Source organism: Roseateles agri (assembly GCF_034043675.1).
In the GTDB taxonomy this organism is placed as follows: Bacteria; Pseudomonadota; Gammaproteobacteria; order Burkholderiales; family Burkholderiaceae_C; genus KK5.
In genome coordinates this window covers 227737-250327 of sequence record NZ_JAXCLA010000002.1, presented here as the reverse complement: position 1 = coordinate 250327, position 22591 = coordinate 227737, and the positions used below count along the sequence as shown (strand labels likewise).

20 protein-coding genes are annotated in these 22591 nt (G+C 69.4%); 11 read left to right on the top strand and 9 right to left on the bottom strand.

The genetic code is table 11. The annotated features are described in order from the left end of the window. Window positions 1–20: 20 nt before the first annotated feature. The 4 genes from SNE35_RS05350 to SNE35_RS05335 all read left to right on the top strand — a co-directional run bounded on the left by SNE35_RS05350 (window position 21) and on the right by SNE35_RS05335 (window position 6809). A complete protein-coding gene (locus SNE35_RS05350; RefSeq protein WP_320421831.1) occupies window positions 21–674 on the top strand; it encodes a peroxiredoxin in 654 nt (217 codons plus the stop codon). Beyond that, the gene (locus SNE35_RS05345) at window positions 674–1765 is read left to right on the top strand and encodes an MBL fold metallo-hydrolase (RefSeq protein WP_320421830.1); all 1092 of its coding nucleotides are present in this window, start codon (window positions 674–676) and stop codon (window positions 1763–1765) included. Before SNE35_RS05350 ends, SNE35_RS05345 begins: the two co-directional genes overlap by 1 nt. 80 nt (window positions 1766–1845) lie before the next feature. Continuing rightward, window positions 1846–4431 (top strand): ATP-binding protein, encoded by a 2586-nt coding sequence (locus SNE35_RS05340; protein WP_320421829.1) that lies wholly within the window; start codon window positions 1846–1848, stop codon window positions 4429–4431. Window positions 4432–4469: 38 nt separating this feature from the next. After that, on the top strand, window positions 4470–6809 hold the full coding sequence (locus SNE35_RS05335; RefSeq protein ID WP_320421828.1) for a putative bifunctional diguanylate cyclase/phosphodiesterase: 2340 nt from the start codon (window positions 4470–4472) through the stop codon (window positions 6807–6809). On the opposite strand, the gene SNE35_RS05330 is transcribed toward SNE35_RS05335, so the two are convergent. The 3 genes from SNE35_RS05330 to SNE35_RS05320 form a co-directional block, all read right to left on the bottom strand. Further along, complete coding sequence (locus SNE35_RS05330; protein ID WP_320421827.1) at window positions 6806–7429, bottom strand: TetR/AcrR family transcriptional regulator; 624 nt, start codon at window positions 7427–7429, stop codon at window positions 6806–6808. The two genes, SNE35_RS05335 and SNE35_RS05330, sit on opposite strands and share 4 nt — an antisense overlap. Before the next feature lie 150 nt (window positions 7430–7579). Continuing rightward, complete coding sequence (locus SNE35_RS05325) at window positions 7580–8353, bottom strand: C1 family peptidase (protein WP_320421826.1); 774 nt, start codon at window positions 8351–8353, stop codon at window positions 7580–7582. A 104-nt stretch (window positions 8354–8457) separates the two neighbouring features. Further along, the gene (locus SNE35_RS05320) at window positions 8458–9054 is read right to left on the bottom strand and encodes a YdeI/OmpD-associated family protein (protein ID WP_320421825.1); all 597 of its coding nucleotides are present in this window, start codon (window positions 9052–9054) and stop codon (window positions 8458–8460) included. A 144-nt stretch (window positions 9055–9198) separates the two neighbouring features. On the opposite strand from SNE35_RS05320, the gene SNE35_RS05315 reads away from it, so the two are divergent. The 7 genes from SNE35_RS05315 to SNE35_RS05285 are packed head-to-tail and all read left to right on the top strand — an operon-like array spanning window position 9199 to window position 15637. Next, window positions 9199–10428, top strand: coding sequence for a SpoIIE family protein phosphatase (locus SNE35_RS05315; protein ID WP_320421824.1), 1230 nt, complete (start codon window positions 9199–9201; stop codon window positions 10426–10428). After that, complete coding sequence (locus tag SNE35_RS05310; protein ID WP_320421823.1) at window positions 10425–11009, top strand: SiaB family protein kinase; 585 nt, start codon at window positions 10425–10427, stop codon at window positions 11007–11009. The genes SNE35_RS05315 and SNE35_RS05310 overlap by 4 nt, the downstream gene beginning before the upstream one ends. A gap of 9 nt (window positions 11010–11018) precedes the next feature. Continuing rightward, window positions 11019–11408 carry a DUF1987 domain-containing protein gene (locus tag SNE35_RS05305; protein ID WP_320422359.1) on the top strand — a complete coding sequence of 130 codons (390 nt, stop codon included), beginning with the start codon at window positions 11019–11021 and terminating at the stop codon, window positions 11406–11408. A 10-nt stretch (window positions 11409–11418) separates the two neighbouring features. Then, complete coding sequence (locus tag SNE35_RS05300; RefSeq protein WP_320421822.1) at window positions 11419–12153, top strand: GGDEF domain-containing protein; 735 nt, start codon at window positions 11419–11421, stop codon at window positions 12151–12153. Window positions 12154–12166: 13 nt separating this feature from the next. Next, window positions 12167–13852: a putative bifunctional diguanylate cyclase/phosphodiesterase gene (locus SNE35_RS05295; RefSeq protein ID WP_320421821.1), complete on the top strand. Its 1686-nt coding sequence runs from the start codon at window positions 12167–12169 to the stop codon at window positions 13850–13852. Beyond that, on the top strand, window positions 13849–14682 hold the full coding sequence (locus SNE35_RS05290) for an alpha/beta hydrolase family protein (RefSeq protein ID WP_320421820.1): 834 nt from the start codon (window positions 13849–13851) through the stop codon (window positions 14680–14682). Before SNE35_RS05295 ends, SNE35_RS05290 begins: the two co-directional genes overlap by 4 nt. Before the next feature lie 37 nt (window positions 14683–14719). Next, a complete protein-coding gene (locus SNE35_RS05285) occupies window positions 14720–15637 on the top strand; it encodes a M14 family metallopeptidase (RefSeq protein WP_320421819.1) in 918 nt (305 codons plus the stop codon). Here the strand turns inward: SNE35_RS05285 and SNE35_RS05280 are convergent. From SNE35_RS05280 to SNE35_RS05255, 6 genes are read right to left on the bottom strand one after another with little or no spacing between them, the layout of a single operon-like run. Then, window positions 15630–16793 (bottom strand): Gfo/Idh/MocA family protein, encoded by a 1164-nt coding sequence (locus SNE35_RS05280; RefSeq protein WP_320421818.1) that lies wholly within the window; start codon window positions 16791–16793, stop codon window positions 15630–15632. The genes SNE35_RS05285 and SNE35_RS05280 overlap by 8 nt on opposite strands. Then, the gene (locus SNE35_RS05275) at window positions 16790–17815 is read right to left on the bottom strand and encodes a sugar phosphate isomerase/epimerase family protein (protein WP_320421817.1); all 1026 of its coding nucleotides are present in this window, start codon (window positions 17813–17815) and stop codon (window positions 16790–16792) included. The genes SNE35_RS05280 and SNE35_RS05275 overlap by 4 nt, the downstream gene beginning before the upstream one ends. Before the next feature lie 13 nt (window positions 17816–17828). Next, window positions 17829–18785 (bottom strand): substrate-binding domain-containing protein, encoded by a 957-nt coding sequence (locus tag SNE35_RS05270; protein WP_320421816.1) that lies wholly within the window; start codon window positions 18783–18785, stop codon window positions 17829–17831. Window positions 18786–18834: 49 nt separating this feature from the next. Further along, window positions 18835–19827: an ABC transporter permease gene (locus SNE35_RS05265; RefSeq protein WP_320421815.1), complete on the bottom strand. Its 993-nt coding sequence runs from the start codon at window positions 19825–19827 to the stop codon at window positions 18835–18837. After that, window positions 19808–21295, bottom strand: a complete 1488-nt coding sequence (locus SNE35_RS05260; RefSeq protein WP_320421814.1) for a sugar ABC transporter ATP-binding protein — start codon at window positions 21293–21295, stop codon at window positions 19808–19810. The genes SNE35_RS05265 and SNE35_RS05260 overlap by 20 nt, the downstream gene beginning before the upstream one ends. After that, window positions 21292–22521, bottom strand: coding sequence for an ROK family protein (locus tag SNE35_RS05255; protein ID WP_320421813.1), 1230 nt, complete (start codon window positions 22519–22521; stop codon window positions 21292–21294). Before SNE35_RS05255 ends, SNE35_RS05260 begins: the two co-directional genes overlap by 4 nt. Window positions 22522–22591: the final 70 nt, after the last annotated feature.

The following is a 22591-nucleotide window of genomic DNA, read 5'->3' as shown; positions in this document are numbered from 1 at the left end:
ACACTTTCTGGAGATCCGCCATGTCCCTCCGCATCAACGATATCGCCCCCGACTTCACGGCCGAAACCACCCAGGGCCCGATCAAGTTCCACGACTGGATCGGCGACCAGTGGGCCATCCTGTTCTCGCACCCGAAGGACTTCACGCCGGTCTGCACGACCGAGCTGGGCTACATGGCCAAGATCGAGCCCGAGTTCACCAAGCGCAACGCCAAGCTGATCGGCCTGTCGGTCGACCCGGTGGCGCGCCACGCCGACTGGGCCAAGGACATCGAGGAGACTCAAGGCGCCGCGGTCAAGTACCCGATGATCGGCGACGCCGACCTGAAGGTGGCCAAGCTCTACAACATGCTGCCGGCCGAGGAAGTCGGCTCGGATGGCCGCACGGCCGCGACCAACGCGACGGTGCGCTCGGTCTTCATCGTCGGCCCGGACAAGAAGATCAAGCTGATGCTGACCTACCCGATGACGACGGGCCGCAACTTCGACGAGATCCTGCGCGTGCTCGACTCGATGCAGCTGACCGCCAAGCACAAGGTGGCCACGCCGGTGAACTGGAAGCATGGCGACGACGTGATCATCACGCCGGCCGTGTCGAACGAAGAGGCCGAGAAGTCCTTCCCCGGCTTCAAGACGATCAAGCCCTACCTGCGCACGACGAAACAGCCGAGCTGATGTTCGTCTTCCGCCAGCTCTTCGATCCGCAGTCGTCCACCTACACCTACCTGCTGGGCGACACGGCCTCCGGCGAGGCGCTGCTGATCGACCCGGTGTTCGAGCAGACGCGCCGCGACCTGGCGCTGCTGCGCGAGCTGGGCCTGCGCCCGGTGGCGACCCTGGACACGCACGTCCATGCGGATCACGTCACCGGCGCCTGGCTGGTCAAGCAGGCGGCGGGCAGCGAGATCCTGCTGTCGGACGCGGCCGGCGCGGCCAATGTGGACCGGTCGCTGAAGCACGGCGACCGGGTCGCCTTCGGCCGCCGCTGGCTGGAGGTGCGCGCGACGCCGGGCCACACGAACGGCTGCCTCAGCTATGTGCTGGACGACCAGAGCATGGCCTTCACCGGCGATGCGCTGCTGATCCGCGGCTGTGGCCGCACCGACTTCCAGCAGGGCAGCCCGAGCCAGCTCTACCGCTCGGTGCAGCAGCAGATCCTGTCGCTGCCGGCGCATTGCCTGCTGTACCCGGCGCACGACTATCGCGGCCTGACGGTCACCAGCGTCGCCGAGGAGCGGCGCTACAACCCGCGCCTGGGCGGCGACGTGGACGAGGGCGACTTCACCGGCTACATGGACAACCTCGGCCTGCCGCACCCCAAGCTGATGGACATCGCCGTGCCGGCCAACCTGCGCTGCGGCCGACCTGACGCTGAGCCGGCCGACGCCGCCGCGCCCACCTGGGCGCCGCTGACCTTCAGCTTCGGCGGCATCTGGGAGATCCAGCCCGCGGCGCTGGACGAGGCGCTGGCCGGCGACCGCGCGCACGAGATCCAGCTGCTGGACGTGCGCGAGCCCGCCGAGTTCACCAGCGGCCTGGGCCACATCCCCGGTGCGCGCCTGCTGCCGCTGGCGCAGCTCGGCGCGCAGGCCGCCACCGCGCTCGACGCGGCGCGCCCGGTCGTCACCATCTGCCGCTCCGGCGCGCGCTCGGCGCAGGCCAGCGTACTGCTGGGCAAGGCCGGCTTCGCGCGGGTCGCGAACCTGGCCGGCGGCATGCTGCGCTGGCGTGCCGAGGCCTTGCCCTTCGAACAGGGCGACAACTGACTTCTGCGATCATTGGGGCCGGAGCAGGGTACGGTCCACCAGAGACCGGTTTGGATACTTCGACGCAGTAATCCCCCTCAGTGAAGTTCCCCGATCTGTCTCGCGGCCTCGGCCGGATCGTCTGGCTGGCCAATCTGCTGTTCGCGCTGGGCCTGCTGGCCGCGCTGTGGATGAGCCACGCGCAACAACTTGAACATGCGCACGAGCGCGCCGACAGCACGGCCGTGGCGCTGGGCGGCACGGTCGGCGGCGTGATCGACCAGATCGACCTGCTGCTCGACGCGGCAGTCGACGAGCTGGAGCAGGAACTCGGCGAGAAGTCGGGTCAGGTCGAGCGCGGCCGCATCAATGCCACGATCGAGCGTCTGCTGCGCGATGTGCCGGGCCTGGACGCGGTGCGCTTCTCCGATGCCGCGGGCCGCGTGCGCGAAGGCGATGGCCTGCCGCGCGGCACACCGGCCACCTCGATCGCCGACCGCGAGTACTTCCAGCAGCTGCGTGAGCACAACGACACCGCGCTGGTCACCTCGCGGCCGCTGCCGGGCCGCAGCGCCGGACGCCAGGTGCTCGTCTTCGCGCACAGCTACCGTGATGCGACGGGCCGCTTCGCCGGCGTGGTCTACGCCAGCATCGAGCTGAGCCGCTTCTCGACGCTGTTCGGTGGGCTCCAGCTGGGCCCGAACTCGACGATCAGCCTCGTTTCCGATGGCGATTTCCTGATGCTCGCGCGCTACCCCGCGGAGCCGGTGGCGAGCGTGATCGGCCAGAGCCTGCCGAGAGGGGGGCTGGTCGAGCTGATGAAGGGCGGGCAGTCGGCGGTCACGATGACCTTCGAATCGCGCTTCGACAACATCGAGCGCCTGTTCGCGCTGCGCAAGCTGCCTTCGCATCCGTACTGGATCGCCGTCGGCCTGAGCACGCACGACGAACTGCGACCCTGGCGCCAGCAACTGGCGCTGGCGGCCCTCGTGATGGCGCTGTTCGCCGGCGCGACAGGCATCGCCGGCTGGCAGCTCGGCCGTGGCTCGCGCGAGCAGTTGCGCACCTTGGCGATCCTGCACAGCACCCTGGAGGCGACCGACAACGGCATCCTCGTGCTCGACCAACAGCGCCGGATGCTTCACGCGAACCAGCGTTTCGCGAAGCTGTGGAATCTGCCTGAGGCCATGATCGTGCCCGGGGCGAGTGACCAGACCTTGCTGGAGCGGGTGCTGGAGCAACTGAGCGACCCCGCGCAGTTTCTCCAGGACGTGGAGGCCGCCTACGCCGACCCGCGCGGCTATGCGCGGGTCACCGCCCTGCGATTCAAGGACGGCCGCGTGCTCGAGCGCACCGCGCATCCGATGCGGGTCGGCGGCCGCGCTGCCGGCCTGGTCTGGAGCTTCCGCGACGTGACCGAGCGCATCCAGCGCGAGCAGGAACTGGCGAACCATCGCGACGAGCTGGAGCGGCGCGTCGAGGAGCGCACCCACGAGCTGGCGATCGCCAAGGAGCTGGCCGAGTCGTCCAACCGGGCCAAGAGCGCCTTCCTCTCGAAGATGAGCCACGAGCTGCGCACGCCGCTGAACGCGATCCTCGGCTTCGTGCAGCTGCTGCAGTTCTACCGCCAGATGTCCGAGGAGAGCCAGCGCCGCCTCGCCACGATCGACCGCGCCGGTCGCCACCTGCTGGGCCTGATCAACGAGGTGCTGGAGCTCTCGCGGATCGAGGCGGGCCGCAGCGTGCTGCAGGTCGAGAGCTTCGACCTCGCCGAGCTGGTGGACGGCGTGGCCGAGCTGATCCGCGGCCGTGCCGACAGCAAGGGCCTGGCCTTCGAGGTCGAGCGCGCGGCGGGGCTGCCGGCCTACGTCAGCGGCGACGGCGCACGACTGCGCCAGGTACTGATCAACCTGCTGGGCAATGCGGTGAAGTACACGCTGCAGGGCCGGGTGGAGCTGCGCGTGCGCGTCGGCATGGGCGACGAGATCGTGTTCGAGATCGCTGACACCGGCCCCGGCATCGCCGCCGAGGACCAGGAGAAGATCTTCCAGGCCTTCTTCCAGACCGACGGCGCGATGGCCAAGGGCGAGGGCACGGGCCTGGGCCTCACGATCAGCCAGGAGTACGCGCGGCTGATGGGCGGCGCGCTGGCCTTGTTCAGCGAGCCGCCGGACGGCTGCGTGTTCACCCTGAGGGTGCCGCTCCCGGTGGTGCGCAGCGGCGCCGCGCCGCGGGTCGCGCGGCCGGGCCGCGTGCGGGCGCTGGCGCCGGGCCAGGTGAAGCCGCGGGTGCTGGTCGTCGACGACCGCTCGGACAATCGCGAGCTGGTGCAGCAGATGCTGGAGCGGGTCGGCATCGAGACGCGCACGGCGAACGACGGCCAGCAGGCGGTGCGCATGTTCCAGGCCTGGCAGCCCGCGCTGATCTGCATGGACATCCGCATGCCGGTGATGGACGGCTACGCGGCCACCCGTGCGATCCGCGCACTGCCGGGCGGGCGCGAAGTGCGCATCGCCGCGCTGACGGCGAGCGCCTTCGAGGAGGACCGCCAGGCCATCCTGGACGCCGGCTGTGACGAAATGCTGCGCAAACCCTTGCAGGACGAGCAATTGTTCGCGCTGATGACGCGGCTGCTGGGCCTGCTGTGGCTGAGGACCGAGGAGGATCCGCTACCGTTGCCCCCCTGACCGTAGCTCCCGCCGCCCCGACCTCGATTTCCCTCACGATGAGCAGCAGCGCCGACCCCCTGATCAGTCCGCAGCGCGGCGCCCAGTTCGCCCGGCGCTACCGGCGCTCGGCCCTGATGCTGGGCCTGGCGATGCTGCTGCTGGTGGGCACGGCGGTCTACCTGGTCGTGCGGGACCGCACCCAGGTCTGGAGCACGGCGCATCGCAACCAGGAGGACTTGGCGGTCGCGATGCAGTCCTCGATCACCGAGCTGCTGACGCAGCCGATTTTCAGCGTCCAGAACGTCGCGGCGGACCTCAGCGGCCGCACCGTCGTCTCGCGCCAGGACCGGCTCGACGCGCTGCGCGTCGCGATGCGCTACGACACGCTGTCCACCTACCTGGGCATGCGGACCGAGCAGGGCCTGCTGCTGGTCGATGCGGCCGGCGAGATCCACCTGAGCGCAGCCGCCGCGAGAACCCTCAGCTTCGACGTGCCGGCCGGCGGCCTGCGCCTGGGCTCGCTGGTGCGGCTGCCGGATAGCGAGATCTGGTACATGCCGGTGGAGATCCCCGCGCCGGCCAGCCTCGACGCCGGCGGCGTCGTGTTCGCGCTGGTGCCGGCCACCCGGCTGCTGTCCAACGCGTCCAGCCTGCGCGTGCTGCCGGGCAGCTTCGTCACGGTGTTCACCACCGACGGCCGCCGCCTGATCCGCTACCGCACCGAGGAAGGCGTGCTGGAGGCCAACGGCAAGCCGGTCCCGGAGGTGGTGCTGAAGATCTGCGCCGCCACGCCCAGCGGCAGCTTCGCGCGTGCCAGCACGGTGGACGGCCGGCCGACGATCTTCGGCTACTCCAACTCGGCCGTGCTGCCGCTGATCGCCTCCACCGGCGTGCCCGAGACGGCGCTGGAGGCCCAGTGGCGCAGCCTGGCGATGGGGCCCCTGATGGTGCTGAGCGTGGGCGTGCTGGCGGTACTCGTGTTCGGCCTGCGCCTGCGCCGCGCGCTGCTGCAGCAGCGCGACCACATGGACCGGCAGGAGTACATGCTCCGCCACGATTTCCTGACCGACCTGCCCAACCGCTACGCCTTCAGCGCCTTCGTGGACGGCCTGATCGGGCGCGCGCTGGTCGGCGAGAGCTTCCACGTGCTGCTGCTGGACCTCAACAATTTCAAGGACATCAACGACACCCTGGGCCACGCGGCCGGCGACACCGTGCTGAAGACCTTGGGCGCGCGGCTGAAGACGCTGGTCGAGGGGCGCGGCGCCTGCGTCGCGCGGCTGGGCGGCGACGAGATCGCGATCTGCGTGCCGGACCTGCCGGCCGACAGCAACGAAGCTGGCAACGAAGCCGGCGCGGTGACGCGCCTGTGCGAGGAAATCCAGGCCGCGCTGAACACGCCGATGATCATCCACGGCGTCGAGCTGGCCGTGACGGCGAGCATTGGCGTGGCGGCCCATCCGGCGGACGCGCGCACCTCGACCGAGTTGCTGCGCTGCGCCGACATCGCGATGTACCGGGCCAAGCAGGACCTCGCCTCGCACCGCGCGTACGAGGAGACGCTGGACCACTTCACGCCCGAGGCGCTGGCGATGCGGGCCGAGTTCGCCAAGGCGATCCGCGACGAGACCCTGACCCTGGTCTACCAGCCCAAGCTGCGGCTGGCGGACGGCGCGCTGGTCGGGCTGGAGGTGCTGTCGCGATGGACGCATCCGACCAAGGGCCCGATCCCGCCGGTGAGCTTCCTGCCGCTGGCCGAGACGACCGAGCTGATCCATCCGTTCACCGAGCTGGTGCTGAGGAAGGCGATCGGCCAGGTGGCGCGCTGGCGCGCGATCGGCCACGAGATGCCGGTGGCCGTCAACATCAGCGCCAACAACCTGCTGGAGCAGCACTTCGCCGACACGGTGCGCACCCTGCTGGCCGATGCCGATGTGCCGCCGCAGCTGCTGGAGCTGGAGGTCACCGAGAGCGCGGTGATGCGCTATCCGGAGCTGATGCTCAAGCGCCTGCACGACATCCGCGCGATCGGCGTGCGGCTGTCGATCGACGACTTCGGCACCGGCTATGCCTCGCTGGCCTACCTGAAGCGTCTGCCGGTGGACACGCTGAAGATCGACAGGATGTTCGTCACCCATCTGGACACCGACGAGGGCGACCGCCGGATCGTGCGCAGCTCGATCCAGCTGGCCCACGGCTTCGGCATGACGGTCGTCGCCGAGGGCGTGGAAACCCAGGTCGCCGCCGACCTGCTCAAGCGCAAGGGCTGCGACCAGGTCCAGGGCTTCCACTTCGCACGACCGCTGTCGGTGGCGGAGATCGAGGCGCACTGGCTGGCGCGGCTGCCGCGCCGCGAGCTGGAAATCGCTGCAGACGGCGTGGCGGACGGCCGCTAGACCAGCACCAGCCGCATCACCGTGTCCAGGTTGAACTGCAGGCGCTTGGCCAGGGCGTCGCGGCTCATGAAGTTGAAGCCGAACAGCACGCCGCCGGTGTGGCGGTTGGTCAGGTAGTAGAAGCCGATCGCGGCGATCGTGATGCAGAGCTGCACCGGGTCGATGCCCTTGCGGAACTTGCGCTGCGCCTCGCCCCGCTGCAGGATCCCGGCGACCCGCTCGACATAGGCCTTCTGCAGCTTGCGCAGCTGCTTGTTGCCGGCGATGTGGCGCGCCTGGTGCAGGTTGGCGCTGTTCACCAGCGTGATGAACTCGGGGTTGTCCAGGTAGTACTGCCAGGTCGCCACGACCAGCGCATGCAGCGCGTCGGTCGGGGTCATCTCGTCGAGGCCCAGCTCGCTCTCGCCAGCGCGGATGCCGACGTAGGCCTCCTCGATCACCGCTTCGAACAGCTGTTCCTTGCCGCCGAAGTAGTGGTAGATCATCCGTTTGTTCGCGCCCGAGGCGTCGGCGATCGTGTCGACCCGCGCGCCGGCCAGGCCCAGCTTTGCGAACTCCGCGCGTGCCGCGGCCAGGATGTCGGCCCGCGTCTGCTCCGGGTTGCGGGCCCGGAATGCCATCTTCTCACCCATTGTTTTTTCCTCGCTCCCTTGTGATGCCGAGGAAATGATAGTCCTAAGTAACCACAACGCATGCCCCCGAGGGAATCCACCGAGGTAGAGCGTTATGTGCCGATGTCACCGGACAGTTATCTGGGTGCGGGCGGGTGTTCAGGTGGCGATGGTGCTGATCGTCCAGAAGTCGGATGCGAGGCCGGTGTCGATCAGGTAGGCGTAGGGAATCGTGAAGAAGCCCTTCTGGCCCCAGCTGGTGGACCAGGAGTTCATCACGATGAAGCGCTGGCTCTTGTCGTCGTAGCCGACCGCCATCACCGCGTGGCCGCCCAGCACCGATTCGCTGGCGGCGGGCATCTGCACGACGCCGCTCTTGGCCACCACCTGCGATTCGAAGCTCTCGTAGACGGTGAAGCCGAACACGAAGGGATAGCCCGAGGCCAGGCAGCTTTTCATCTGCGAGGCGTTCTGCGTCAGGCGCCGGTAGGTCAGCGCCTGGTTGGCCAGCGCCTTCTTGAACAGCGGGGCGGGCGGCTTGGTCTTGAACTTGGTGATCACGTAGGGCCAGTCCGCCTCGTCGCAGACGCCCAGCTTGGCGATGCTCTTGATGCCGTCGCGGATCTGCGCGCCCGAGTCGCTGTTCACCGTGCCTTCCATCGCGCGTTCGTTGTAATAGATGAACAGGCGCGAGGGCATGAAGTTCTTCGGCGCGCCCTGCTTGATCTGGTCGAAGCGGTGGGCATTGCCGATCGCGTTGGCCGTGCAGCTGCCGAGCTGGCCCTGGTCCACGACGGGCGGGCACAGCGGCCGCAGGTCGACCTTGGGCGGAAGGTTGGCCTGCACGGCCACCGGCGCGGCAAAGGTGTGGTCGCGATGGTCGGGCAGGTCGGGGACCCAGCCGAAGCGGGCATTGGTCTTGGGTTTGGCCACGATGAACTCCTTTCGCAGGCCCTCAGCGTGGTCGCCGTATCCTGACCGTCAACTGACCCGGCGTCCCCTGTATCCGCACGACGGGGGAGGATGGCTGACCGGGGTCAGGTCTTGCTGCGCGCGGACTCCAGCCGGCGGCCTTTCGCGCAGGCGGCGATCAGGTCGGCCAGGCGGCGCTCGCGCGTCTCGGGCCGCTTGGCGCTCATCACGCGCCAGATGGCCACGCGCTGGTAGCCGGGCGGCGAGGCCTCGAAGTAGCGCCAGGCCGCCTTGTCGGCGCGCAGGGCCTTCAGCTCGGCCGGCCCGAAGGCGATGAACTCGTCCTTCTGCTCGTGGGGCATGCGGGCCGACCGTTCCTCGCTGCGCGCGGCGAAGGCCGCCTCGCCGGCCGGTGTCATCCGGCCCTGCGCGCGCAGTTCGGCGATGCGCGCGATGTTGATGGCGCTCCAGTGCGAGCTGGGCTTGCGCGGCGTGAAGCGGATGCGGTAGTGCTCGTCGTCGATGCGGTGGCGCACGCCGTCGATCCAGCCGGCGCACAGGGCCTCGTCCACCGCCTGCGGCCAGCTCAGCTTGGCCCGCCCGGTGCCGGCCTTGACGAAGCCCACGTGCAGCTCGGTCGCCTCCGCGCCATGCGCGGCCAGCCAGCGGCGCAGTGCCTCGGGGCCTTCGAAGAACTCGGGTTGCGTGTTGGGCGATGCCATCGGCGCAGTCTAGCTTCGCGCCCATTTCGTGAGCTTCGGCACGGGGGACACGTCTTGTCAACGTTCTGTCATAGAGCCGGCGCCGCGCGTGCGTACGCTCCGTACAAATAACTCGTTACTCCATCGTCGTTGGGAGCACCACTCTTGAGCTTTGCCCAAACCCTGGCCCCGCCGCGTGCGCGATTCGCCCAGCCCGTGGCTGGCGACCTCGCGGCCGCCTGCGTCGCCGCCACGCCCGAGCACACGAATGCGCAGGTCTACGAGATCCTCGGCCGTCACCGCGACATGGTGAGCCTGCCGGTGGTCGAGGACGGCCGCCCGATCGGCCTGATCAACCGCTCGCTGTTCCTCTCGCAGATCTCCAAGCCCTTCTACAAGGAGCTGTTCGAGAAGAAGAGCTGCATCGCCTTCATGGACAAGGAACCGCTGATCGTCGATGCGGCCACGACGATCGAGCAGCTCGCGCTGCTGACGGTCGAGTCGGGCGAGAAGGCCCTGGCCGACGGCTTTCTCGTTGTCGAGGACGGCAAGCTGAAGGGCCTGGGCTACGGCCTGGAGCTGATGCGCGTGATCGCCGAACAGCAGGCCGAGCGCAACCGCCACATCATGCAGAGCATCGAGTACGCCAGCGTGCTGCAGCGCTCGATGCTGAGCGTCTCGGCCGATGCGCTTTCCAACCGGCTGGGCGATGCCTGCCTGGTCTGGGAGCCGCGCGACACGGTCGGCGGCGACTTCTATCAGTTCGTCGACTTCCCGGATGGCTGGTTCGCCGCGGTGGCGGACTGCACCGGCCACGGCGTGCCGGGCGCCTTCCTGACCCTGATCGCCTTCTCGGCCCTGAAGCAGGCGCTGGACAAGCTGGGCCCGCAGGACCCGGCCGCGCTGATGGTTGAGGTGAGCCTGGCCATCAAGAGCGCGCTGGCCCAGCAGGACGGTGTCACCACGGCCTCCAACGACGGCCTGGACGCAGCCTTCCTGTGGTTCGACGCGACCACGCAGACGCTCTCCTACGCCGGCGCGCGCACGCCGCTGCTGCTGCTGGAACCGGGGCAGGCCGGCGTCGAGATCGTGGACGCGGACCGGCTCGGCATGGGCTATGCCGACACGCCGTCCGACGCGCGCTGGACCAGCAAGAAGATCGCGCTGAAGCCCGGCTCGCTCTTGATGACCTGCACCGACGGCCTGATCGACCAGATCGGCGGCCCCAAGTCCATCGCCTTCGGCAAGCGCCGGCTGCGCGACGCGCTGGTGCGCCACCGCGAGCTGCCGATGCCTCGCCTCGGCGCCGCACTGATGGCCGAGCTGGCCGACTACCAGGGCGGACAGTTCCGCCGCGACGACCTCACGCTTTTCGGTTTCCGACTTCCCTCATGAGCACCCATCCAAAAGAACAAGAGCGCTACACGCAGTACAGCGAGTTCTGTGAACTGGCGCGGCAGAAGAACGTGATCTTCTATTACGTCGGCTACTTCTCGCAGAACATCGTCAGCGCGATGGCCGAGGCGGTGCGCCTGCGCTTCGAGCAGGCCGGCACGGCCGGGCCGATCCGCCGGCGCCTGTTCTCCTGCTTCGTCGAGATGGCGCAGAACATCATCCACTACTCGGCCGATGCGCTGACCCCGCCGCAGCAGGACCGCGACGAACTGCGCCACGGCTCGGTCTGCATCGGCATGGACGAGGAGGGCCGCTACTTCCTGCTGTGCGCCAACCCGGTCGACCTGGAAGTGGCCGACATGCTGCGCGAGCGGCTGGAGACGCTGCGCACGATGACCCTGGACGAGATCAAGGCCAGCTACCGCGAGCAACTGCGCAGCGAGACACCCGAGGACAGCAAGGGCGCGGGCCTGGGCTTCCTGACGATGGCCCGCGACGCCAGCGAACCGCTGGAGTTCGAGTTCCAGAAGACCAACGGGGATGCGGCCACGGCCATGTTCGTCCTCAAGACCACGATCTAAGCCATGAGCATGAGCCCCTTGCACATCCCGGCCACGCCCAGTTCGCCCGAGGTGGAGTTCCGCTTCGCGGAGCAGCGCCTGTCGCTGCGCGGCGAGTCCTTCCCCGAGAACGCGGCCGCGTTCTACAACCCGGTGATCGCGGCGCTGCGCGAGTTCCTCGCCCAGCCGGCCGCCGAGTCCACCTTGACCATCGAGGTCTCGCTGACCTACTTCAACAGCTCCAGCACCAAGATGCTGTTCACGCTGTTCGACCTGCTGGACCGCGCCGCCGCCGATGGCCGCCGCGTGCTGCTGCTGTGGCTGCACGACGCCGAGGACGACACGATCCGCGAGTTCGGTGAAGAGCTGATGGCGGATTTCCCCAACCTCGACGTCGAGCTCCATGCCGTCGACAGCTGAGATCCTCGCGATGAAGCCGGCCCCCGATCTGTTCGAGCAGGAAGCCGCGGCGCTCGAACGCGCGCTGGCCGCGCGCGACGATCCGGCGCTGCCCGCCGAGCAGTACCGCGCCGCGCTGTCCGACCTGGTCGGCCACTTCGAGCGGCTGATGCGCGAGAGCCGCCGCCTGATCCGCCGCAGCGACCGCGAGGAACGCGAGCTGAACGTGCTGAACGACGAGCTGCACCGGCTCGCCGCCCAGCTCGAATACAAGGCCCGTCACGACTCGCTGACCGGCGCGCTGAACCGCGGCGCCATCTTCGAACGCGCGAGCCTGCACCTGCAGCGCGGCGAGCTGTCGCTGGTGGTGCTGGACATCGACTTCTTCAAGAGCATCAACGACGCCTTCGGCCATCCGGCCGGCGACGCGGTGATCTGCGAGGTGGTCAACCGGCTGCGCAGTGCCACGTCGGCGCACGCGGGACCGGCCGAGATCGGCCGCGTCGGCGGCGAGGAGTTCTCGATCCTGCTGCCGCGGGTGGATATCGACGGCGCGGTGCGGCAGGCCGAGGCGATGCGCCAGGCGATCGCCGGCCGCCCGTTCGACTGTCTTCCGGGCCGCGTCGTGACGGCCAGCTTCGGCGTCAGCTGGACACCTGGCAACGGCGCCTTCGGCGACGCCTACGCGCGCGCCGACGAGGCCCTGTTCGAGGCCAAGCGCGGCGGCCGCAACCAGGTCCGCGCGGGCCTGGCGGACGCACACTGAGCGGGCGGCCCGAATGTTCGCCGAGCGCCTGATCCGCCTGCTGTCCAGGCTGCGCATCGCCACCCGGCTGCGCGTCCTGTTCGCCCTGCTGCTGGCGCTGCCGCTGCTGCTGGTGGCCCTGGCGGCGGAGCAGTTCAAGCAGCTCGGGCAGGGAGTGAGCCTGATCCAGCTGCTGTGCGTCGCCACCCTGGCCGGGGGCGCGCTGCTGGCGGTTCTGGTGTCGCGCAGCGTGCTGCGGCCGCTGGAGCAGGTCGAGGCAGGCGCGCGTGCGATTGCGGAGGGCGACTACGGCCACCGCATCGTGGTCGACGGGCGTGACGAACTGGGCCAGCTCGCTGCCTCGATGAACGTGCTCGCGATGGCGGTGGACGAGCGCCAGCGCCGCCTGCTGGAGATGGCCGGCACCGATTCGCTGACCGGCCTGCCGCTGCGCACACGCTTCGCCGCCGCGGTGGACCGGCACCTCGCGCAACACCCGGACGGTGCAGCCGCGCTGCTGTGCCTGGACGTGGACCGGCTGAAGACCGTCAACGGCGTGCTGGGCTTCGAGGCCGGCGATTCGATGCTGGTCGGGCTGGCCCAGCGCCTGGCCCTGCTCGGCAGCGAGGGCGTGCTGTGCGGGCGCCTGGCCGGCGGGACCTTCGTCGCGTTGCTGCCGCTGCAGGACGCCGAGGCCTGGCGTGCCGAGATCTCGGTACTGCAGGCGGCGCTGAACCGCCGGCAGCTGTGGCACGGCCAGGCGCTGGACCTGAGCGTGTCGATCGGCGTGGCGCTGTACGCCGCGCATGGCCACAAGGCCGAGACCCTGCTGCAGCGCGCCGAGCAGGCGATGTTCGAGGCCAAGCGCCTGCGCAACGAGGTCTCGCTGTATGACCCCGAGCTGGAGGCCGACCGGCTCTCGCACCTGAGCCTGCTGTCCGAGCTGGAGACGGCCATCACGCAGGGCCAGTTGCGGCAGTTCGTGCAGCCCAAGCTGAGCCTGGTCGGCGGCGAGCCGGTCGTGGCTGGGGTGGAAGCGCTGGTGCGCTGGCAGCACCCGGAACGCGGCTGGCTGCCGCCGAGCGAATTCGTGCCCTTCGCCGAGAGCACCGGCCGCATCCGCCAGATCACGCAGTGGATGCTGGAGCAGGCGGTCGACACGCTGGCCCGCTGGCGCGCCGAGGATCGCTTCCCGGACGGCGTGCCGCCGATCTCGGTCAACATCTCCACGCTGGACGTGCAGGACGGCCTGCTGCCCGCGCGCATCGAGGCGCTGCTGCGCCGCGCCAACGTGCCCGCCGAGCTGCTGCAGCTGGAACTCACCGAGACCGGCCTGATGGCCAGCACGCAGGACCCGATCCACGTGATGCATTCGCTGCGCCGCCTGGGCGTGCGGCTGGCGATCGACGACTTCGGCACCGGCCAGTCCTCGCTGGCCTATCTGCAGCGGCTGCCGGTGCACGAGCTGAAGATCGACCGCAGCTTCGTCGACGGTGTCGATCAGGATGCCAAGCGCGAGGAACTGCTCGGCTCCATCATCATGCTGGGCCACGGCCTGGGCCTGCAGGTCAGCGCCGAGGGCGTCGAGAACACGGCCGAGCTGGCGGTGCTCAAGCGCCTGGGCTGCGACCTGGTGCAGGGTTACCTGCTCGCCAAGCCGATGGACATCGAGCGCTTCGAGGCCTGGAGCCGCCCGTTGGCGGTACTGGAAACAGCGTGAGCCTGCTCGCGGCGGCCGGCTTCGCCGTCGCGCTGCCGCTGGGCCTGATCGCCATGGCCGCGGCCCTGCTGCAGGGCAAGCTGCTGTTCGGCCGCACCTGGATCCTGCGCCGCGCACCGGCCGGCCCGGCGGCGCAGCGACGCACGGCCGAGCCGGTGCTGCTGCAGCGACCCGGCGGCGTGCGGCTGCAGGGCTGGCTGAGCCTCACCGACGGTGCGGCGCCGCGGCGTGTGCTGCTGTGGTTCGGCGGCCGCAACGAACATGTGGGCTGGACGCCGGACCTCGGCGGCTGGTTGCCCGACGACTGTGCGCTGCTGGCCTTCAACTACCGCAGCCTCGGCGACAGCGGTGGCTGGCCCTCGGAGCGTGCCTGCGTGGCCGATGCCGCTGCGATCGCCGACTGGGCGCGCGAGCGCTTCGGAGAATCGGCACCGCTGCATCTGGCCGGCCGCAGCATCGGCAGCGGTGTCGCGATGCAGTTGGCCGCACGGCTGGCGGCGCAGGGCCGGCCGGCCGAGAGCCTCATGCTTATCACGCCGCCGCAGAGCCTGCGCGCGGTGCTGGCCCGATCCTGGTGGCTCCTGCCCTTGCTGCCGCTGCTGCGCTCGCCGCTCGATTCGCTGGCCGCGGCCGCGGGCCTGCGCTGCCCTGTGCTGATGCTGCTGGCGGAGCGTGATCGCCAGGTGCCGCATGCGCATTCGATGGCGCTGGCCACGGCATTGCGCGCGGCAGGCTGCGCGGTGCAAGTGCAGCGGCTCGACGGCACGACGCATCGCAACCTCGTGCGGACGACGGTGGCGATGGGGCTGATCGGGCGCTGGCTGGAGTAAGGTTCCGGCTTCGCCACGCTTTCGCAGCAGAGATTCCATGAGCACTTCCTATCCGATCGGCACGCCGGGCCAGCCCTGGGGCGAGGCCGAACGCGCCGCCTGGCGCGCAGCCCAACGCAAGCAGCGCAGCCATGCCGACGAGGTCGTGGCCCCGATCGAGGCGCTGGCCGCGCGCTTCGACGTCGAGACCTATGGCCGGCTCGACTACGACGGCCAGCAGTTCCCGCTGTTGGCGCTGCGCAGCCGTGGCTGGCGCGACGAGCTGCCGACGATGCTGGTGACCGGTGGCGTGCACGGCTACGAGACCAGCGGCGTGCAGGGGGCGCTGCAGTTCCTGCGCGAGCATGGCGAGGATTGGTCCAGCCGCGCGAACCTGCTGGTCGTGCCCTGCGTCAGCCCCTGGGGCTACGAGCGCATCCAGCGCTGGAACTTCGATGCACTGGACCCGAACCGCAACTTCTTCGCCGGCACGAAGGCGGCCGAGTCGGCCGCGCTGCTGGCCCTGCTCGCGCCGCTGCAAGGCCGGGTGCTGATGCACATCGACCTGCACGAGACCACCGACACCGACGAGTCCGAGTTCCGCCCGGCGCTGGCCGCACGTGACGGCAAGCCCTTCGAGCCCGGCGAGATCCCCGATGGCTTCTACCTCGTCGATGACTCGGAACGCCCGCAGCCGGGCTTCCAGCGCGCGGTGATCGAGGCCGTGGCGCCCGTGACCCACATCGCCGAGCCGGACGCGAAGGGCAACATCATCGACTGCCCGCTGCAGCAGCACGGCGTGATCGCCTTCGCTGTGTCGCGCTCGCACCTGTGCGCTGCGATGACGGGCGCACGCTTCACGACGACCACCGAGGTCTACCCGGACAGCCCGCGCACCTCGCCCGCGCAATGCAACGCCGCGCAGGTGGCGGCGGTGCGAGCGGCGATCGGCTACGCGCTGGCCGCCGTCAATTGAACGGCGTCCACTTGAGATCGGACTTCGACGACTCCACCGTCTTCTCGATGAAGCGCACGCCGCGTGCGCCGTCCTCGACTCTCGGGTAGTCGGCCTCGCTGCGCGCCGCCGGCTGGCCGGTGGCGAGGCGTGCGTGGATGTCGTTGGCCACGCCCATGTAGACGTTGGCGAAGGCCTCGATGAAGGCTTCAGGATGCCCGGCCGGCGTGCGCGTCGCCTTCTTGGCGGCCTCGCCGAGCCAGGGTGAGCCGCGGGTCAGCGTCACGCGCGGACCGTCGATCGGCGCGTGGATCAGGCGGTTCGGGTCTTCCTGGTGCCACTCGAGCGAGCCGTTCTCGCCGAACACGCGCAGCCGCAGGTCGTTCTCGCAGCCCACCTCGATCTGCGAGGCGATCAGCACGCCGCGGGCGCCGCCTGCGAAGCGCAGCAGCAGGTTGCCGTCGTCGTCCACCTTGCGGCCGGGCACGAAGCTGGTGAGGTCGGCGCAGAGGCTCTCGATCTCCAGGCCCGTGACCGTGTGCATCAGGTTCTCGGCATGCGAGCCGATGTCGCCGATCGCGCCAGCGATGCCGCTGCGCGCCGGGTCGGTGCGCCAGCCAGCCTGCTTGTTGTCGTCGAGCGCGGTGGCAAGCCAGCCCTGGTTGTACTCGACGATGACCTTGCGCAGCGGCCCGAGCACGCCGCCGGCCACCATCTCGCGCGCCTGGCGCACCATCGGGTAGCCGGTGTAGTTGTAGGTCACGCCGAACACGGTGCCGCGCTGCGCGACGATGTCCACGAGGCTCTGCGCCTGCGCGCTGGTATGCACCAGTGGCTTGTCGCAGACGACGTGGAAGCCGGCATCGGCGAAGGCATGGGCCACCTCGTGATGGACATGATTGGGCGTGACGATGCTGACCAGGTCGATGCGCTCTTCCGGCGGGCGCTGCAGCTCGTCGGCCAGCAGGTCCCGCCAGGAGCCGTGGTTGCGATCGTCGGCCAGGCCTAGATCCTTGCCCGAGGCGCGGGCCTTGTCGGGCGTGGAGGAGAGCGCACCGGCTACCAGCTCGTAACGTTGGTCCAGCGCCATCGCGTGGCGGTGAATGGCGCCGATGAAGCCGTCGCGCCCGCCGCCGACCATCGCGTAGCGGAGCTTTCTCAGTCGCGCGGGATTCATGATCCGGCCATGCCTCCCTGCTTGGATTTGTCGAAGACGGCGTCGAAGGCGCCGTGTGCCGGTTCGAAGTCGAGGCGCCGGCAGAAGGCCGCGCTCTCGGTCGCGCCGTGCACGCGGTCCATGCGGCTGTCCTCCCATTCGACGGACAGCGGGCCCTGGTAGCCGACGTCGTTGAGTGCCACGATCAGCGACTCGAAGTCGATCATGCCGCGGCCGACGCTGCGGAAGTCCCAGGTGCGACGCGCATCGCCGAAGCTGGTGTGGCCGCCGAAGGTGCCGACGGTGCCGTCGCCCTTGCCCCACCAGACGTCCTTCATGTGCGCGTTGAAGATGCGCGGGCCGAACTGGCGGATGAAGCGGATGTAGTCGACGCCTTGGTAGCCGAGGTGGCTGGGGTCGAAGTTGAAGCCGAAGCGGTTGTGCTGGTTGACGGCGTCCAGCGCGCGCTCGCTCGACGCGATGTCGAAGGCGATCTCGGTCGGGTGGACCTCCAGCGCGAAGTTGACGTCACAGTCGTCGAACACGTCGAGGATGGGCGTGAAGCGGCGGCCGAAGTCGGCGAAGCCGGCGTCCCAGAACGATTGCGGCGTCGGCGGGAAGGCGTAGATCGAATGCCAGATCGATGAGCCGGTGAAGCCGGTGACGGTCTTGACGCCGAAGGCCTTGGCCGCGCGTGCGGTGTCGGCAAGCTCGGCGGCGGCGCGCTGGCGCACGCCTTCGGGATCACCGTCGCCCCACACGTGGGCCGGCAGGATCGCCTCATGACGTGCGTCGATCAGGTCGCACACGGCCTGGCCGACCAGGTGGTTGCCGATCGCGAAGCACTTGAGCCCGTGCTTCTCCAGGATCGCGTGCTGGGCCGCGCAGTAGCCGGGTTCGCGCAGCGCCTGCTGCACGTTGAAATGGTCGCCCCAGCACGCCAGCTCCAGGCCGTCGTAGCCCATGCGCTTGGCCAGCGGCGCGAGTTCGGCCAGCGGCAGGTCGGCCCACTGGCCGGTGAAGAGGGTGATGGGGCGGGTCATGGGGCGCTCCTGCTTAGAACGGCGAATCCGGGAAGTAGAAGTCCTTGGCCTTTTCCTTGGTGATCAGCACCGAGGGCACGATGTTGTTGGCCGGCAGCTTCTCGCCCTTCAGGCGCGCCTCGGCGGTCATCTTGATCGCGTCGTACATGAACTTCGGCGAGTAGGAGACGTTGGCCTGGATGCGCGGGTCGCTGCCGTCCATCAAGGTCTTGATGCTGCCCTTGGCGCCGGCGCCGCCGAACACCAGCTTGATGTCGGTGCGCTTGGCCTGATCGATCGCCTTCAGCACGCCGACGGACATGTCGTCGTCCGCGGCCCAGACGGCGTCGATGTGCTTGAAGCGGGTCAGGTAGTCCTGCATCACCTTGAACGCGTCGTCGCGGTTCCAGTTGCCGTACTTGGCGTCCAGCACCTTGATGCCGGGATAGTTCTTCATCACGGCGTTGAAGGCGTCCATGCGCTCGTTGTCCAGCGTCGAGGCGATGCCGCGCAGCGCGACGACCTCACCCTTGCCGCCCAGCTGCTTGGCGATGTACTCGGCCGGGATCTTGCCGAAGGCGGTGTTGTCGCCGGCCACGTAGGCGTCCTGGCCCGAGGGGTTCGTCAGGCCGCGGTCGACGACGGTGACGTAGACGCCCTTGCTGTGGATCTGCTCGACCGGCTTGGTCAGCGGGCCCGATTCGAAGGGGAAGACGACCAGCGTGTTGATCTTCGTGACCGTCATGAAATCCTGCAACTGGTTGGCCTGCTCGGCGGGATTGGCGGCGGTCTTCACCGTCACCTTGATGTCCGGGTACTTGGCTTCCAGCTCCTTCTTGGCCTCGTTGGCCCAGAAGACGATGCCGGCGGCAAAGCTGTGCGTGGCCGTCGGGATCGACACGCCCAGGTTGATCTTGTTATGCGCGAAGGCGCCGACGCTGCTGGCGGCGAGGAGGGCGGCCACTGCGGTTCTGCGGGTGATCTTGTTCATCTCGTCTTGTCTCCGTTGGTTGGGGTGGGAACTAACTGCTACAGCACTGCTAGGAACGACGCCGTTGAGTGAATGCGACGGCGATGATCACGAAGCCTTGGACGGCTGCGTTGAGGTACACGCTGATGATGCTGGTGAGGTTCAGGATGTTGCTGATGACCGAGAGCAGCACGGCGCCGACGACGGTGCCGGTGATGGAGCCCGCGCCGCCCTTCAGCGCGGTGCCGCCGACGATCACCGAGGCGATGGCCTCCAGCTCCCATAGCAGGCCGGTGGTCGGCGAGGCGGAGCCCAGGCGCGGCACGTAGAGCAGCGTCGCGATGCCGACGCAGGCGCCCAGCAGCACGTAGGTCAGCAGCTTGATGCGGTCCACGTCCACCGCCGCGTAGCGGGCCACCTGCTCGTTGGAGCCGATGGCCTGCACGTAGCGGCCGTAGGCGGTGCGGTTCAGCAGCAGCGCGCCGAGCACGGCGACGACGAGGAACACCCACACCGGCACCGGCACGCCCAGCAGCGCGCCGTAGTACACCGGCGCGTAGACGTCTGCCAGCTTGTCGTCCAGCGTGATCGCGCCGCCGTTGGACAGGTAGGTCAGGTAGGCGCGGAAGATGCCCAGGGTGCCCAGGGTGACGATGAAGGGCTCGATGCGCCCGCGCGTGATCAGCAGGCCGTGCGCGAGGCCGAAGACCGCGCCGAGCAGCACGGCGAAGCCCGCGCCGAGCGCCACGATCGCCAGCGGCGGCAGGCCGCGCGTGCCGAGCGCGTTCATCACCCAGATCACGCAGCCGGCGATCAGCGCCGCCATCGAGCCGACCGACAGGTCGATGCCGCCGCTGATGATCACGAAGCACATGCCCACCGCGATGATGCCGATGAAGGCCGTGCGGGTGAGCACGTTCATCGCGTTGTCGATCGTGGCGAAATCGCCGTTCAGCAAGGTGCCGGCGATGCACAGCAGCGCCAGGCCCGCGAAGGGCCCGAGGCCGTGCAGCCGCACCCACCAGGGCGTGGCCGAGGTGGAGTCAGTGCGTTCCTGTTGCATGGCGGATCAAGACCTCTTCTGTCAGTTTCTCGTCGGATGCGAGCGTGGCCTGCTGCACGCCGCCGCGCATCACGACGATGCGGTGGCAGCAGCCGATCAGCTCCATCAGCTCGCTGGAGACCACGATCACGGCGCGGCCCTCGCGGGCCAGGCGCTGGATCAGGAAATAGATGTCGCGCTTGGCGCCGACGTCGACGCCGCGCGTCGGCTCGTCCAGCACGATCACCTTCGGATTCGGATGCAGCACCTTGGCCAGCGCCAGCTTCTGCTGGTTGCCGCCGGACAGCGAGGCCGCCTTGATCGTCAGCGAGCCGGTGCGGATGCCGAAGGCGTCCACCGCCTCGCGCAGCGCCTTTTGCTCGGCATCGGGCCTGAGCCAGGGTCGGCAGTACTGCTTCAGCGCCATCAGGGTCAGGTTCTGCCGCAGCGGGAAGTTGACGTGCAGGCCCTTGCCCTTGCGGTCTTCGCTGAGGTAGGTGAGGCCCAGGTCGGCCGCCTCGCGCGGGCTGCGGATGCGCACCGCGTGGCCGGCGATCTCCACCCGCTCCACGGTGGCGGGGCGCAGGCCCAGCAGGCCCTCGAACAGCTCGGTGCGGCCAGCGCCGACGAGGCCGGCGAAGCCGAGGATCTCGCCGGGCGCGGCCTCGAAGGAAATGTCCTTCGCCCAGCCGGGCACGTTCAGCCCCTGCACGCGGATCAGCGGCGCGCCTTCGGGCCGCGGGTCCTTGCGCGGGTAGAGGTCGGCCAGCTCGCGGCCGATCATCAAGGTGGCCATCTGCTGGCGCGAGACCTGGGACGTGTGGTCGCGGGCGACGAAGCGGCCGTCGCGCATCACGACGATGTCGTCGGTGACGCGCTCGACCTCGTCGAGCTTGTGCGAGATGTAGATGATGGTCACGCCGCGTGCCTTCAGCCGGGCCATCAGCGCGAACAGGCGCTCGGTTTCGCCGGGCGTCAAGGTGGCGGTGGGCTCGTCCATGATCAGCAGGCGCGCCTCGCGCTGCAGCGCCTTGGCGATCTCGACGAGCTGCTTCTCGGCCACGATCAGTCGGCGCACGGGCGTGTCCGGCGCGGCCTGCAGGCCCACTTCCTTCAGCACCAGCGCGGTCTCGGCGCGCATCGCGGCGTCGTCGAGCCACAGTCCCTTGGTCTTCTCGTGGCCGAGGAAGACGTTCTGCATGATCGTCAGGTCTTCGGCCAGCGCGAACTCCTGGTGGATCATCGCGATGCCCGCGGTCTCGGCGTCGCGCGGCCCCTGGAAGTTGACCTCGCGGCCCGCCAGCAGCAGCCGGCCGCCGCTGCGCGATTCGTAGCCGGCCAGGATCTTCATCAGGGTGCTCTTGCCGGCGCCGTTCTCGCCCAGCAGGCCGTACACGCGGCCGGGCTCCAGCTCGAACGAAACGCCGTGCAGGACCTGGACCGGGCCGAAGCTCTTGGTGATCTGGTCGAAGCTCACCGTGAAAGTCATGCTGCCACCCTTTCCCGTCTGGACGACACCGACAAGCGCAGCACCTCCTGCAGCGCCAGCACCCCGGCACCGATCACGCCGGCGTTCTCGCCCAGCGGCGACAGCACGATCTCCAGGTGCCGCGTCGACAGGGCCAGCGAGCGCTGGTAGACGCTCTGCCGAAGTGAGGCGAGGAACAGTGGCCCGATGCCGGTGACACCGCCGCCGATGAACACGTGCGACGGGTTGAAGAAGTTCACCACCGAGGCCAGCATCTGGCCGACCAGGGCGCCCGAGCGCTGGACGATCGCGTTCGCGGCGGCGTCGCCGTGGCGGCTGGCGTTGCCCACGTCCTCGGGCGTCAGCTCGCCGCCGCGCTCGGCCAGCGTGCGGGCCAGCCATTCGCTTTCGCCAGCCTGCGCCGCTTCCTGGCCCAGCCGCGCGATCGCCGGGCCGGCGGCCATCGCCTCCACGCAGCCGAGGTTGCCGCAGCGGCAGCGCGGGCCGGCCGGGTCCACGCAGATGTGGCCGACGTCACCGGCCGAGCCGTTGGCGCCGCGGTAGACCTCGCCGTGGCAGACGATGCCGCAGCCGATGCCGGTGCCGATCTTGATGACGAGGAAGTTCGGCAGCGTGCGCTTGAGCCGCCACAGCTCGCCGAGCGCCATCAGGTTGACGTCGTTGTCCACCCAGACCGGGGCCTCGTACTCGGCGCGCAGGTCGTCGCGGATCGAGTAGCGGTCCCACAGCGGCATCAGCGGCGGCTCGACCAGTTGGCCGCTCTCGAAATCGACCGGGCCGGGCACGCCGATGCCGATCGCCAGCACGTCCCTGGGCTTGAGCTTCAGCTGCGCGAGCAGGCGGCGCATCAGCGTGCGGATCAAGGTGAAGACGACACCGGGACCCTCGCGCACGTCGACCGGTTCGGCATGGCGGGCCAGCACCTGCAGGTCGGTGCCGAGCACGGCGATGTCCACGCCGGTGGCGCCGAGGTCCACGCCCAGCAGCACGCCGAGGCCACGGTGCAGCTGCAGGGTCTCGGCGCGGCGGCCACCGGAAGAGGCGCGCGGGCCGATCTCGTCGAGCCAGCCCTGTTCGATCAGGCCGGCGACCAGTGCGTTGGCCCGCGTCTTCGAGGAATTCAGGTGCGAGCAGAGCGCATCGCGCGACGGGCCGTGCGACCACATCACGCCCTCGAGCACCGCAAGCTCGGTGGCGGACAACGCGGGGGCTCGCGTGCTTCTCATGGCCGGGGCCTGTCTCCTGTGTTCTTCTGCGAACCGCTCTGAGGCGGTGTGCGCGGATGGTAGGAGCGGG

Excerpts from the sequence above, each read along its gene's own strand:
- SNE35_RS05280 (WP_320421818.1), bottom strand. The coding sequence starts at position 16,793 with ATGAATCCCGCGCGACTGAGAAAGCTCCGCTACGCGATGGTCGGCGGC.
- SNE35_RS05335 (WP_320421828.1), top strand. The coding sequence starts at position 4,470 with ATGAGCAGCAGCGCCGACCCCCTGATCAGTCCGCAGCGCGGCGCCCAG.
- SNE35_RS05350 (WP_320421831.1), top strand. The coding sequence starts at position 21 with ATGTCCCTCCGCATCAACGATATCGCCCCCGACTTCACGGCCGAAACC.
- SNE35_RS05305 (WP_320422359.1), top strand. The coding sequence starts at position 11,019 with ATGAGCCCCTTGCACATCCCGGCCACGCCCAGTTCGCCCGAGGTGGAG.
- SNE35_RS05295 (WP_320421821.1), top strand. The coding sequence starts at position 12,167 with ATGTTCGCCGAGCGCCTGATCCGCCTGCTGTCCAGGCTGCGCATCGCC.
- SNE35_RS05260 (WP_320421814.1), bottom strand. The coding sequence starts at position 21,295 with ATGACTTTCACGGTGAGCTTCGACCAGATCACCAAGAGCTTCGGCCCG.
- SNE35_RS05310 (WP_320421823.1), top strand. The coding sequence starts at position 10,425 with ATGAGCACCCATCCAAAAGAACAAGAGCGCTACACGCAGTACAGCGAG.
- SNE35_RS05265 (WP_320421815.1), bottom strand. The coding sequence starts at position 19,827 with ATGCAACAGGAACGCACTGACTCCACCTCGGCCACGCCCTGGTGGGTG.
- SNE35_RS05270 (WP_320421816.1), bottom strand. The coding sequence starts at position 18,785 with ATGAACAAGATCACCCGCAGAACCGCAGTGGCCGCCCTCCTCGCCGCC.
- SNE35_RS05330 (WP_320421827.1), bottom strand. The coding sequence starts at position 7,429 with ATGGCATTCCGGGCCCGCAACCCGGAGCAGACGCGGGCCGACATCCTG.
- SNE35_RS05320 (WP_320421825.1), bottom strand. The coding sequence starts at position 9,054 with ATGGCATCGCCCAACACGCAACCCGAGTTCTTCGAAGGCCCCGAGGCA.
- SNE35_RS05285 (WP_320421819.1), top strand. The coding sequence starts at position 14,720 with ATGAGCACTTCCTATCCGATCGGCACGCCGGGCCAGCCCTGGGGCGAG.
- SNE35_RS05255 (WP_320421813.1), bottom strand. The coding sequence starts at position 22,521 with ATGAGAAGCACGCGAGCCCCCGCGTTGTCCGCCACCGAGCTTGCGGTG.
- SNE35_RS05275 (WP_320421817.1), bottom strand. The coding sequence starts at position 17,815 with ATGACCCGCCCCATCACCCTCTTCACCGGCCAGTGGGCCGACCTGCCG.
- SNE35_RS05300 (WP_320421822.1), top strand. The coding sequence starts at position 11,419 with ATGAAGCCGGCCCCCGATCTGTTCGAGCAGGAAGCCGCGGCGCTCGAA.
- SNE35_RS05345 (WP_320421830.1), top strand. The coding sequence starts at position 674 with ATGTTCGTCTTCCGCCAGCTCTTCGATCCGCAGTCGTCCACCTACACC.